The sequence below is a fragment of the Cobetia sp. 2AS genome, from assembly GCF_029846355.1.
In the GTDB taxonomy this organism is placed as follows: domain Bacteria; phylum Pseudomonadota; class Gammaproteobacteria; order Pseudomonadales; family Halomonadaceae; genus Cobetia; species Cobetia amphilecti.
Genome location: NZ_JARWKQ010000003.1, coordinates 446,087 through 458,915 on the forward strand (window position 1 = coordinate 446,087; position 12,829 = coordinate 458,915).

The 12,829-nt window shown below is 63.2% G+C and carries 11 protein-coding genes; 9 read left to right on the forward strand and 2 right to left on the reverse strand.

The window, feature by feature from the left end; translation table 11 throughout:
* Window positions 1-175: 175 nt before the first annotated feature.
* From QD356_RS11685 to QD356_RS11700, 4 genes are all read left to right on the forward strand, one after another.
* Window positions 176-1,360: a beta-ketoacyl-ACP synthase III gene (locus QD356_RS11685; RefSeq protein WP_192838707.1), complete on the forward strand. Its 1,185-nt coding sequence runs from the start codon at window positions 176-178 to the stop codon at window positions 1,358-1,360.
* 135 nt (window positions 1,361-1,495) lie between these two features.
* Window positions 1,496-2,257 (forward strand): VacJ family lipoprotein, encoded by a 762-nt coding sequence (locus tag QD356_RS11690; protein WP_043333983.1) that lies wholly within the window; start codon window positions 1,496-1,498, stop codon window positions 2,255-2,257.
* 116 nt (window positions 2,258-2,373) lie between these two features.
* Window positions 2,374-3,525 carry a PP2C family protein-serine/threonine phosphatase gene (locus QD356_RS11695; RefSeq protein WP_043333982.1) on the forward strand — a complete coding sequence of 384 codons (1,152 nt, stop codon included), beginning with the start codon at window positions 2,374-2,376 and terminating at the stop codon, window positions 3,523-3,525.
* Window positions 3,518-4,072 (forward strand): STAS domain-containing protein, encoded by a 555-nt coding sequence (locus tag QD356_RS11700; RefSeq protein ID WP_043333981.1) that lies wholly within the window; start codon window positions 3,518-3,520, stop codon window positions 4,070-4,072. The genes QD356_RS11695 and QD356_RS11700 overlap by 8 nt, the downstream gene beginning before the upstream one ends.
* Window positions 4,073-4,251: 179 nt before the next feature.
* Here QD356_RS11700 and tal read toward each other — a convergent pair whose 3' ends face one another.
* Entirely contained in the window at window positions 4,252-5,190 is a 939-nt protein-coding gene (tal, locus tag QD356_RS11705) for a transaldolase (protein WP_192838540.1), read from the reverse strand.
* Window positions 5,191-5,515: 325 nt separating this feature from the next.
* On the opposite strand from tal, the gene QD356_RS11710 reads away from it, so the two are divergent.
* The 5 genes from QD356_RS11710 (at window position 5,516) to pstB (ending at window position 11,352) form a co-directional block, all read left to right on the forward strand.
* Complete coding sequence (locus tag QD356_RS11710; protein ID WP_192838539.1) at window positions 5,516-6,733, forward strand: Bcr/CflA family multidrug efflux MFS transporter; 1,218 nt, start codon at window positions 5,516-5,518, stop codon at window positions 6,731-6,733.
* A gap of 112 nt (window positions 6,734-6,845) precedes the next feature.
* Complete coding sequence (locus QD356_RS11715) at window positions 6,846-7,862, forward strand: substrate-binding domain-containing protein (RefSeq protein WP_043333978.1); 1,017 nt, start codon at window positions 6,846-6,848, stop codon at window positions 7,860-7,862.
* 128 nt (window positions 7,863-7,990) lie between these two features.
* Window positions 7,991-9,247, forward strand: coding sequence for a phosphate ABC transporter permease subunit PstC (gene pstC / locus QD356_RS11720; RefSeq protein WP_043333977.1), 1,257 nt, complete (start codon window positions 7,991-7,993; stop codon window positions 9,245-9,247).
* 14 nt (window positions 9,248-9,261) lie between these two features.
* Window positions 9,262-10,428, forward strand: a complete 1,167-nt coding sequence (gene pstA, locus QD356_RS11725; protein WP_192838538.1) for a phosphate ABC transporter permease PstA — start codon at window positions 9,262-9,264, stop codon at window positions 10,426-10,428.
* An 81-nt stretch (window positions 10,429-10,509) separates the two neighbouring features.
* Entirely contained in the window at window positions 10,510-11,352 is an 843-nt protein-coding gene (gene pstB / locus QD356_RS11730) for a phosphate ABC transporter ATP-binding protein PstB (RefSeq protein ID WP_084589459.1), read from the forward strand.
* A gap of 146 nt (window positions 11,353-11,498) precedes the next feature.
* Here the strand turns inward: pstB and QD356_RS11735 are convergent, their stop codons facing one another.
* Window positions 11,499-12,719: an acetyl-CoA C-acyltransferase gene (locus tag QD356_RS11735; RefSeq protein WP_192838537.1), complete on the reverse strand. Its 1,221-nt coding sequence runs from the start codon at window positions 12,717-12,719 to the stop codon at window positions 11,499-11,501.
* Between the last annotated feature and the right edge of the window lie 110 nt (window positions 12,720-12,829).

The window sequence follows — 12,829 nt, forward strand, 5'->3', positions numbered from 1 at the left end:
TCTGGAATCGCCGAGACAGCGTACACTGAACATGGGGCATGACGACGCGGCGCCGGGTCGTGCCCCGCTCAATTCTGGTGATATCCCGCGGGATAGCACTGTCAGGAGTGGATGCATGCCAAACAATGACAATGATCACGCTGCCGATACGCAACACGCCAACGCCGGCCAGTCCATGAGCGCCAGCGGCAATCATCGCGTACTGATCACCGGCAGCGGGCTCTATACGCCGCCCAATGCCATCAGCAACGAGGCATTGGTGGCGTCCTTCAATGCCTGGGTGGCGGCGGACAATGCCGCCAATGCCGACGGCATCGCACGTGGTGAGCGAGAGGCGCGCACCGAGTCCAGCGCCGAATTCATCGTCAAGGCCTCGGGTATCCACAGCCGCTACGTGCTGGATGCCGAGGGCATTCTCGACCCGGAGCGCATGCGCCCACGTCTGCCGGCGCGCGCCAATGACCAGCCCTCGGTGCAGTGCGAGATGGGCGTGGCGGCCGCGCGTGAAGCGCTGGCGGCGGCGGGCGTCAACGCCGCGGACCTGGATCTGGTCATCGTGGCCTGTTCCAACCTCGAGCGCCCCTATCCGGCGGTGGCGGTGGAACTGCAGGCCGCGCTCGAGGCCGGTGGCTATGCCTTCGACATGAACGTGGCGTGCAGCTCCGCCACCTTCGGCATCGAGACCGCCGCCAACGCGATTCGCAGCGGCAGTGCCAGGCGTGTGCTGATGGTCAATCCGGAGATCTGCAGTGCGCATCTCAACTTCCGCGACCGTGACAGCCACTTCATCTTCGGGGATGCTTGCACGGCCGTGGTGCTGGAAGCGGCGGATGTTGCCACGCGCACCGATGGCTTCGAGGTGCTCGGCACGCGCCTGGTGACGCGCTTCTCCAATGCGATACGCAACAATTTCGGCTTCCTCAATCGCACGGCGGTGCTTGAGGACGACGTGGCATCCGCGATGACACTCGACAGCGCAAGCCATCGTGTAAAGGCCGATGACAAGCTGTTCATCCAGGAAGGGCGGCGCGTCTTCCGCGAGGTCTGCCCGATGGTGGCCGAGCTGATCACCACCCATCTGGGCGAGATCGAGGCAGATGGCGGTGATCTTGATCGCATGTGGCTGCACCAGGCCAACCGCCACATGAACGACATGATCGCGCGGCGCGTGCTCGGGCGTGACCCGTCGAGCGAGGAAGCGCCGATCATTCTCGATCGCTACGCCAATACCAGCTCCGCGGGCTCGGTGATCGCCTTCCACCTCCATCACGCTGATCTGGCGCCGGGGAGCCTCGGGGTATTGTGTTCTTTCGGGGCAGGCTACAGTGCCGGCAGCGTGCTGCTGAAACGCTGCGGTTGAAGCAGGACATTGCGCGAATCCACGTGGCCTGTGCTGGCTCTTGGCGGGCGCGGAACGTATAAAGAAGACCGGACCTGACAGCCAGGGATGTGGCAAGGACCGCTGCAGGAATCCAATAGACTTACAGGTGACGAGATGCACACGATCAAGACTTCCCTGCCGGCACTGCTGGCCATGTCCCTGCTGGCGGGTTGCGCCAGTACCGGAGACAGCGAGCCGAACCCTCAGGACCCCTGGGAGGGCTTCAACCGTAACGTCTATACCTTCAATGACACCCTGGATCGCTATGCCCTCAAGCCGGTCGCGCAGGGCTATGACTATGTGACGCCGGAGCTGGTACAGGATGGCGTGGGCAACTTCTTCTCCAATCTGGGAGAGGTCAGCACCATGTTCAACTCGGTGCTGCAGTGGAAGTGGGCCAATGCCGGTGTCTCCACCGGCCGCCTGCTGCTCAACTCCACCGTCGGTATCGGCGGCCTGTTCGACCCGGCCAGCGAGCTTGGCTGGACAGTGGACGAGGAAGACTTCGGTCAGACGCTTGCCGTCTGGGGTGCAGGGCAGGGGCCGTATCTCGTGCTGCCGCTGTTCGGTCCGAGTACCGTGCGTGATACCGCGGGCATGCCGGTGGATTACTTCGCTGATCCCGTCAACTACGTCGAAGACGACAAGGTGCGTTACGGCCTGAAGGCGCTGGATCTGGTCGATACCCGTGCCGGTCTGCTCGAGCAGGAGAAGCTGATCCAGGGCGATCGCTACAGCTTCATTCGTGATGCCTACCTGCAGCGCCGCAACTTCGAGATCAACGATGGCAAGCTGGGCGATGATCCCTTCGCCAGCGACAGCTTCGATGATGCCGATCTCGACGGTGCCTTCGCACCGGAAGACGACAGCCAGTAACGCGTCACCCGCAGCAGGCGACCGGTATCGTGAATGGGTCAGTGGTGCCGGTCGCGAGGGCAAGCAGCATCAAGACTGCGAGTGGATGGCAGTAAGGACGGGAATGAGGGGTTGGCATGGCGGATGAGCAAGGCAAGCGTCTGTTGATCGGTCTGATTGATCTTCCCGGCTCGCGGCGTGATGCGCTGGCGAACCTGTTGACGGATGAACGCTGTGCGGTGGCGGCCTGTGATGGCATCGCGACACTGCCCAGCGGGGTGGCGGTGGTGGTCGCGCATGTCGAGGCCGTTTCCAGTCATGAGTGGGCGCGTCTGGCCGAGCGCCTGCCGACGGTGGTGGTGGCCGAGAGCCGTGGCGATGAATGCCTGCTGCCGGCGGTGGAGGCCGGGCTGGTCGATTACCTCATCTCGCCGCGCGAGCATGGCTCGGTATTGCGCAGTCTGCTCAAGCGGGCGGCGGAGCATCACCAGCTGGCCCATGAGCACGCCAAGGCACGTGCGCGCCTCGAGGAGCTCAACGAGCACCTGGAGACGCATCTGGCGCTGCTGCGTCAGGACCAGCAGGCCGGTGGCCAGATCCAGCAGCGTCTGCTGCCCCAGAGCGGGCAGCACATCAATGGCGTCAGTTATGAGTACTGCCTGTCGCCGTCGCTGTATCTGTCGGGTGACTTCCTCGAGTATCAGGCGATCGACGAACGCTTCAGCCTGTTCTACTTTGCGGATGTCTCCGGGCATGGCGCCTCGTCGGCCTTCGTGACCGTGTTGCTGAAGCTGTTGTTCGCACGCGCTATCCGCCACTGGGAGGAACATACGCCGGAAACCTTCGGCCCCGAGTGGCTGGCACTGCTCAACCGTGAACTGATCGACAGTGGTATCGGCAAGCATGCCACGGTGATGTGTGGTGTGATGGACCGTGACACGCGCACGCTGCATTACACCCTGGGCGCCCAGCTGCCGATGCCGGTACTGGTCACGCCTGACGGCGAACTGCGTGAGCTGGAAGGCAGCGGTCGGCCGGTGGGGCTCTTCCCAGACACCCGCTATCCAGCGTATCGTGTGGCGCTTCCTGAGCGCTTCCGTCTGTGGCTGGCCAGTGATGGTGTACTGGAATGCCTGCCGGGCGAGGCGCTGGAGGACAGGACTCGAGCACTGCATCAACGGATTCTGAGCAGTGAAGATGTGCAAGGATTGCGTCGTGGACTGGCGCTGGATGGCGAGCTGCCGGATGACCTTACCTTGATGACGCTGACAGGATTCCATGATGGATGAAGGACGTATCCAGGCCGTGTTCGAAGACGGCCTGTTCGTGCTCAAGCTATCCGGTGATGTACGCCTGACGCTGTGTGCCACGCTGGATCAGCAGGTACAGCGCGTGGCTGCGGTTGAGGGACTGGAAAGCGTGATCATCGATCTGCGCGAAGCGACCAATGTCGATTCCACCGCACTGGGCTTTCTGGCCAAGCTGGCGCTGGCGGTCCGCGACCGGCTGGTGATGCCGGCGCAGGTGGTGGCTGCCCATCCCGACGTGCTGACCATGCTCAAGGTGATGGGGTTCGACGAGGTGGCCAGTGTCGTGGACGCCGGCAGCCTGCCGGAGGCGGACCAGGCCGATCTGGACGGGGCTTCCTGCTGCAACGCGCCAGCGCTGAACGAGTCTCAGGATGACGCCGATGCCTCGCCCCAGCAGGAACAGGAGCTGCGCGGACGCATTCTCGAGGCTCACCGGCTGTTGATGTGCCTGAATGGCCACAATCGTCTGGAGTTCCAGCCGCTGATCGAGCTGCTGGAAAGCGAGGAGCATCGCCAGCCGCACTGAAGGCGCGCTGGGACGTTGAGCCTGACAGCACGCTGCTGAAAGCACGATCCAGACAGCACGTTTCTGAAAGCACAAAAAAAGCGCCTGCCGTGAAATACGGCAGGCGCTTTTTGTTGCCTTGGCCATTCAATGAGCTCTTGCTTAACAAGAGCTCATCATCGGCGCTATGCTCCGTTGGCTCAGTGGCTGCGCAGTTCGGCCAGCAGAGTCTCGAGCTTGCGCTGATCGGCCATGAACTTGCGGATACCTTCGCCCATCTTCTCGGTGGCCATGGCATCTTCGTTCATGTCCCAGCGGAAGTTGGACTCGGTCAGCGCTTCCGGCACGTTCTGCTCGGCATCGGCGGCCAGCAGGCGACGTTCCAGCGGGCCGGTGCTCTCGGCCAGCTCACCCAGCAGTGCCGGCGAGATGGTCAGGCGGTCACAGCCGGCCAGCGCTTCGATCTCGCCGGTGTTACGGAAGCTGGCGCCCATCACGATGGTCTTGTAGCCGTGACCCTTGTAGTGCTCGTAGATGGCCTTGACGGACTTCACGCCCGGGTCGTTGTCGCCGCTGAAGTCGGCATCCGGCTGATTGGCCTTGTGCCAGTCGAGAATACGACCGACGAAGGGCGAGATCAGCGTCACGCCGGCATCGGCACAGGCCTGGGCCTGGGCGAAGCTGAACAGCAGCGTCAGGTTGGTGCGGATGCCTTCGCGCTCGAGCTTCTCGGCGGCACGAATGCCTTCCCAGGTGGAGGCGGTCTTGATCAGGATGCGTTCCTGACCGACGCCATTGGCGGCGTAGCGCTCGATGATGCGATGCGCGCGACGGATGGTCTCGTCGGCATCGAAGGACAGGCGGGCGCTGACCTCGGTGGAGACATAACCCGGCACCAGGCCGGCGATCTCGGTACCGATATCCACGGCCACGGCATCGACGGCATCATCGATGTCGGTGGCCTTGCGCGCGACTTCGGTCAGGCGCTCGCGACGTGACGGGTCCTGAGCGGCCTGCAGGATCAGTGACGGGTTGGTGGTAGCATCAGTGGGCGCGAAGCGACGAATGGCCTCGAGGTCACCGGTGTCGGCGACGACGGTGGTCATTTCCTTGAGTTGGGAGAGCTTGTCCTGTGCCATGCAAGAGTTTCCTGTACTGAGCGTGAGCCACCCGAAGGGGTGAGTGGCCCTCATGAATAAGGCAAGAGGTGAAGGGCAGGGGGCCGCCGGAGCGAGCGCTGCCACCGAGTGTGCACCCACGCCTGCCGGCTGTGAAGACATCTCGGGCCGATCGCCCCAAGTGGATGATCTGCGGGGATTTCATCAGCGTGATGTGACATTCGTCACCTGTGTAGGTCAACTGTATCAATTGTGCGGCGGCGCGCCCACTGTCGTCATCTGACGGCAAGGGCGTGGCGTTTTCGGCACGTGGACATACCATCGACAAACGATTGCAGGAGGGGATGTGGACAAGCGTCAAACCCGTCAGCTGGCCTTGCTGGTCGCGGCCAATACGGCCCTGGCTCCATTGGCCATCGATGCCTATCTGCCGGCATTGCCGGCCATGGCAGAAGACCTGGCGACCACGGTGCACCATACGGAGCTGTCGCTGTCGATCTTCCTGCTCGGCTTCTCGCTGGGGCAGTTGATCTTCGGCCCGCTGTCAGACCGTATCGGGCGCAAGCCGGTCCTGCTGTCAGGCATCTTCGTCTTCCTGCTGGCGAGTCTGGCCATCACCCAGGTCGAGAGTCTCGAGGGGCTCTATGCGCTGCGCTTCCTGCAGGCGCTGGGCGGCGGTGCCTCGGTGGTCAATTCCTCGGCGATCGTGCGCGATTGCTTCAGTGGCCGCGAGGCGGCCAAGGTGCTGTCCACCGTCGCGGTGATCATGATGCTGGCGCCCTTGATCGCGCCTGCCATCGGCAGTCTGCTGCTGGGCATGGCGGGCTGGTGGCTGATCTTCGCCTTCTTGGCCGCCTATGCCGCCTTCCTGTTGATAGTGCTGCCGCTGCGCTTGCCCGAGACCCGACGCAAGCGCGAGGCGGACGAGCCGCCGGCCAGTCTCCTGCAGGTCGCGCGTGACTATGCCAGCGTGCTGCGCCACGGGCCGGCGATGGGCTATGCGCTGACGCAGGCGATGGGCTTCGGTGGCATGTTCGCCTTCATCACCGCGTCGCCCTACGTCTATATGCAGCATTTCGGAGTGACGGCGGCCTGGTACCCGGTGCTGTTCGGCGCCAACATCCTGTTCATGTTCACCGCCAACCGTCTCAACGTGCGCCTGCTGTCACGCCTGTCGCCGCCGCGTCTGTTGCGCATCGGCATCGGTATCCAACTGTCTGCCGCCATCCTGCTGGTATCGGCGCTGGCACTGGGGCTGGACCTGCTCTACGTCATCGCGCCGCTGCTGATGGTGTTCGTCGGGGCCAACGGCATGGTGGCGCCCAACGCGATCTCCTCGGCGTTGGAGTATTTCCCGCGCATCAGTGCCACGGCCAATGCGCTGATCGGCAGCATGCAGTTTGCCAGTGGCGCCGTGATCGGCATGCTGATCGCAGGTCTGGCGATGGACAGCCTGTGGCCGATGATTCTCGGCATGCTGGGCACGGCGCTGGTCAGCAATATTCTGCTGCGGGTGCTGGCAGGGCGCCGCGCCCTGGCGCGCCATGAGACGCCGCCCGACTGAGAAAGGCTTGAGCCGGCGACTGTCACACAGTTGTCATGAATGCTTGGCAAGGTACTCCCTGTAGACAAGAAGCCACCTCACTGGCTCATTCCTATCGCAAGGAGTTTCAGGCATGAAGGCGTTCCTCAAGTCCGGTCTCGCAGTGGCTGTCATCGCTGCATCAGTTGGTGCTGCAGAAGCCCGTGAACAGCTGCGCATCGTGGGTTCTTCCACGGTCTATCCGTTCTCCAGCTACGTCGCTGAAGAGCTGGGTGCCACCAGCGATTTCCCGACTCCGGTCATCGAATCCACCGGTTCCGGCGGCGGCATGAAGCTGTTCTGTGAAGGTGTCGGTGACAGCACTCCGGACATCACCAACGCCTCTCGTCGCATGAAGACGTCTGAATTCGAGCGCTGTGAAGAGAACGGCGTGACCGATATCACCGAAGCCATGATCGGCTTCGACGGTATCGCCTTCGCCCAGTCTGTCCGCGATGGCAGCATCGACCTGACCCGTGAGCAGATCACCCTGGCGGTCGCCGCTCAGGTGCCGGTCGACGGCAAGCTGGTCGACAACCCCTACACCAAGTGGTCCGAGATCGACTCCTCCCTGCCGGACCGCAAGATCACCGTCTACGGGCCGCCTTCCACTTCCGGTACCCGTGATGCCTTCGAAGAGCTGGTGATGGAAGTCTCCACCGAAGAGATGGAAGGCTACGGCGGTGAGGGTTACACCAACATCCGTCAGGACGGTCACTACATCGCTGCCGGCGAGAATGACAACCTGATCATCCAGAAGCTGGTCGAGAACACCGAAGCCTTCGGTATCTTCGGCTACTCCTTCCTCGAAGAGAATGCTGACAAGGTCGTCGGTGCTTCCATCGATGGCGTGCAGCCGGAAGCCGATGCCATCTCCTCTGGCGAGTACCCGGTCTCCCGCTCCCTGTTCTACTACGTGAAGAACCAGCACAAGGATGACGTGCCGGCTCAGCAGGCCTACAACGACCTGTTCATGAGCGAGAAGATGATCGGTGAGCTGGGCTACCTGAAGGGCATCGGTCTGATCCCGCTGCCGAAGGAAGAGCGCGCCACGCTTCGCGAGCAGGTCGCTGAGCGCACCAAGCTGACTCTGGCCGATCTCCAGAAGTAAGCAACGCAGCTGACCCTCTGACGCGGCCGGTTGCCCTTGGCAGCCGGCCCGTTTGCTTGACTGGTCGCAGGGTTTCGCAAGGCATGAAGCCTTCCCCCTGTGAACAACGCGACTCCGGGACCCGAAAGATGCAGACTCAGCAGATCTTTCTCTTCTTCATAGGCATCGTGGCGCTGGCTGGCCTGGTGGCCTTCTTCAGCGGCCGCAGCAAGGCACAGCGTGTGCGTGCCAGCGGTGCTGAAATGTACGCCCAGCCGGATCAGTACGGCTGGTTCACGGCAATCTCCAGCGCAGGGCCTGCTCTGCTGGTCGGTCTGGCAGCCGTCGTTGCGATTGCCACCGCAGATATCGATATCGAAGGCATGCAGCTGCTGATCGCCAGTCTGGTCGTCGCAGCCGTCGGCCTGGTCATCGGCCTCGCCCTGGTGAAGCCTGATTTCCATGCGCGCAATGCCATCGAGACCCTCATTCGTTATGTGTTGATCGGCGCGGCGATGATCTCCATCGTCACGACGTTCGGCATTCTGGTCTCCATCATCTTCGAGGCCATCCGCTTCTTCCAGATGGAAAGCTTCTGGACCTTCATCACCGGCACCACCTGGGATCCGGGCAACAGCTTCCAGATGGCCGCCGGCCGTGGTGAAGGCGTCGAGAGCACCGCCAACTTCGGTGCCGTACCGCTGTTCGCCGGTACCTTCATGATCACCCTGATCGCGATGCTGGTGGCCATTCCCATCGGTCTGCTCGCCGCGGTATACATGGCGGAGTTCGCCCCCGAGAGCGTGCGTACCGTCGCCAAGCCGGTGCTGGAAGTGCTCGCCGGTATCCCGACCGTGGTCTACGGCTTCTTCGCCGCCATCACCGTCGCGCCGCTGATCGTCGACATCTTCTCGCCGCTGGGCATCGAGGCGTCCTACAACAACGCGCTGGCGCCGGGGCTGGTCATGGGCATCATGATCATTCCGTTCATTTCCTCACTGTCCGATGACGTCATCACCTCCGTGCCGGACACCATGCGTCAGGGCTCTCTGGCGCTGGGCATGACCCACGGCGAGACCATCCGCAACGTCATCCTGCCGGCCGCGCTGCCGGGCATCATCTCCGCGTCTCTGCTGGCCATGTCACGCGCCCTCGGCGAGACGATGATCGTGGTGATGGCGGCGGGCATGCGTCCGAACCTGACCGCCAACCCGCTGGAAGACATGACCACCGTCACGGTGCGCATCGTCGCTGCCTTGACCGGCGACCAGGAATTCGCGAGTGCCGAGACACTGTCGGCCTTCGCGCTGGGTCTGGTGCTGTTCGTTGTCACTCTGCTGCTGAACATGGTCTCGGTGGTCCTGATCCGCCGCTTCCGTGAGAAGTACAGCGCCAACAACCTCTGAGGCCGAGACTAGACATGAGCCATTCATTCGACGATATCTCGGCCCAGCTGAAGGGCCGTCATCGCCGCACCAAGCGCCTGAAATTCATGTCCATGGGCGCACTCGCCCTGGCCGCCACCTTCCTGGTGGTCTTCATCGGCGACATGGTCATGCGCGGCTACCCGGCCTTCCAGCAGGCAGAACTGCACGTGCCGGTCACCTACAGCGAGCAGTCGCAGGAAATCCCGCTGGCAGCGGTGGAAGAAGGCGTGCGTGATCTGGTCAGCCGCGGCTGGCTGCGCCAGCTGCCGCGTGACATGGCCGCTGACGCCAGCCTGATGGGACAGACGATCGACCGCTGGGTGATCGCCGATGACCAGGTCGATCAGTACCTCAAGGGCCACAAGTCACACCTGAAGCCCAAGCAGACCGCCGTGCTGGACCGCATGATCGAGAACGGTACGGCCGAGCTCAAGTTCAACATCAACTTCTTCACCACCGGTGATTCGAAGTTGCCGGAATACGCCGGTATCTGGTCGGCCGCGATGGGCACGATCCTGACGCTGCTGGTCACGCTGGCCTTCGCCTTCCCGGTCGGCGTGCTGACGGCGGTCTATCTGGAGGAGTTCGCTCCGGACAACCGCTTCACCCAGGCCATCGAGATCAACATCAACAACCTGGCGGCGGTGCCGTCGATCCTGTTCGGTCTGCTGGGTCTGGCGATCTTCATCAACTTCTTCGGCATGCCGCGTTCCTCCCCGCTGGTCGGTGGTCTGACGCTGGGTCTGATGACCTTGCCGGTGATCATCATCACCACGCGCTCGGCGCTGCGCAGCGTACCGGACACCATTCGTCAGGCCGCCTTCGGCGTCGGCTGCTCCCGCTGGCAGGTGGTGCGTGATCACGTGCTGCCGCTGTCACTGCCGGGAATCCTGACCGGTTCCATCATCGGCCTGGCACAGGCGATGGGCGAGACCGCGCCGTTGATCATCGTCGGCATGGTGGCCTTCATTCCGGATGCGCCGACCGCCATCACCCAGGCTGCCACCGTGCTGCCGGCCCAGATATTCACCTGGGCGGGCGAGCCGGAGCAGGCCTATGTTGAACGTACTGCGGCGGGCATCCTGGTGCTGCTGTCAGTGCTGATCCTACTCAATGCCGCAGCCGTGATGCTGCGCAAGAAATTCGAGCGTCGCTGGTAGGCAGCTGCGAGGCGGCCCGCCGATTGGCCGGTCGCCTTCCACCCTTAGCCCTGGCCCACGACTCATCAAGGAATACGAGACATGAACAGCACCGTCGCCACTCCCGCCAAGCCTGCCGCCGCCACTCGTCCCGGTAGCCCGGTCGTCATCAACGAAGATGCCAACCACGAGCTGGCCATTCGCGTGGAAGACCTCAACCTGTGGTACGGCGAGAAGAAGGCGTTGAAGAACATCAACATCGATGTCTTCCAGAAGAACGTCACCGCCCTGATCGGCCCGTCCGGCTGTGGCAAGTCGACCTTCCTGCGCTGCCTGAACCGCATGAATGACCTGATCCGCAGCGTGCGCATCGAAGGTCTGGTCGAGATGGATGGCCGTGACGTCAACGCGCGCAACATGGATGAAGTGGCATTGCGTCGTCGCGTCGGCATGGTGTTCCAGAAGCCGAACCCGTTCCCCAAGTCCATCTACGACAACATCGCCTACGCGCCGACCATGCACGACCTGGTCAGCCGTCGCGCCGACAAGGATGATCTGGTCGAGAGCGCGCTGCGTGATGCGGGTCTGTGGGAAGAAGTGAAGGACATTCTCGACCAGCCGGGCACCTCGCTGTCCGGTGGTCAGCAGCAGCGTCTGTGCATCGCGCGTGCCATCGCGGTCAAGCCGGACGTCATCCTGATGGATGAGCCGACCTCGGCACTCGACCCGATCTCCACCGCGACCATCGAAGACCTGATGGACAAGCTGAAGACCCAGTTCTCCATCGTCACCGTGACGCACAACATGCAGCAGGCGGCACGTGTCGCCGATTACACCGCCTTCTTCCACATGGGTGAGCTGGTGGAGTACAACGACACCAAGACCATGTTCTCCAACCCGAATACCAAGAAGGCCGAGGACTACATCACCGGTCGCTATGGCTAAGCGGCGCCAGCGTCAGGGCTCGAAAGGCTGAGCCCCTGATCGCTGCCTGAGAGCATCGCAGGCCGCACGACGACACGAGGCCCGGATCAATGACCCGGGCCTCGTGTCGTTTCAAGCATCAGGTTGGCTCAGTGTCTGCTGGCGGATCAGCCTTCCAGTTCGACGGCGATCGCGGTGGCTTCGCCGCCGCCGATGCACAGCGCCGCGATGCCGCGCTTCTTGCCGAGGCGTTCCAGCGCGTTGATCAGCGTGACGATGATGCGCGAGCCGGTGGAGCCCACCGGATGCCCCTGGGCGCAGGCGCCGCCGAAGACATTGACCTTGTCATGCGGGATGTCGTGGGCATCCATCGCCAGCAGGGTGACCACCGCGAAGGCCTCGTTGATCTCGAACAGGTCGACGTCTTCTGTGGTCCACTCCAGGCGCTTCATCAGCGTGTCGATGGCGCCGATGGGCGCCAGGGTGAATTCGCTGGGGTGCTGGGAGTGGGTGCTGTGACCGAGGATACGTGCCTTGACGGCCAGCCCGCGTCGTTCGGCTTCATCACGGCGCGTCAGCACCAGCGCCGAGGCGCCATCGGAGATGGAGCTGGCGTTGGCGGCGGTGATGGTGCCGTCCTTGGCGAAGGCCGGGCGCAGGGTGGGAATCTTGTCGAGATTGGCCTGGAAGGGCTGCTCGTCCTGCTCGACCACGCTTTCGCCCTTGCGGCTCTTGACCGTGACGGCGGCGATTTCCGGTGCGATATCCCCCGATTCGGTGGCCGTCATGGCACGTCTGAGCGATTCGATGGCGAAGTCGTCCATGCGCTGGCGATCATAGCCGCGGGCATCGGCCACTTCCTGGGCGAACACGCTCATCAGCTTGCCGGTCTCGGCATCTTCCAGCCCATCGAAGAACATGTGGTCCTTCAGCTCGCCATGGCCGAGGCGATAGCCGCCACGCGCCTGGGTGAGCAGGTGCGGGGCGTTGGACATCGATTCCATCCCGCCGGCCAGCATGATGCGGTTGGTGCCTGCGCGAATCAGGTCATGCGCCAGCATGGTGGCCTTCATGCCGGAACCGCACAGCTTGTTGATGGTGGTGGCGCCGATGCTGTCCGGCACGCCGGCCTGACGCATGGCCTGCCGCGCCGGGCCCTGCTTGACGCCGGCGGGCAGCACGCAGCCGAAGATGCCTTCGTCGACATCGGCAGGCGTGAGGCCTGCGCGTTCGATGGCCGCCTTGATGGCCACGGCGGCGAGCTGTGGTGCGCTCAGCGTCGAGAGTGAGCCCTTGAGGCCCCCCATCGGCGTGCGGGCACCGGCGAGAATCACGATGTCATCGGCGCTGGCGGCGGGGCTTGGCGTAGAGCGGGAAGCGGTCGTCATGACGGTCTCCTGTGTCTTGTTATTGGAAGATCGAGTCGTGCAGTCGGCGTTGTGATCACTGCGTGGCTATGCTTTGATCCATTCAATCCCATAAACCAAGCAAGCGCTAG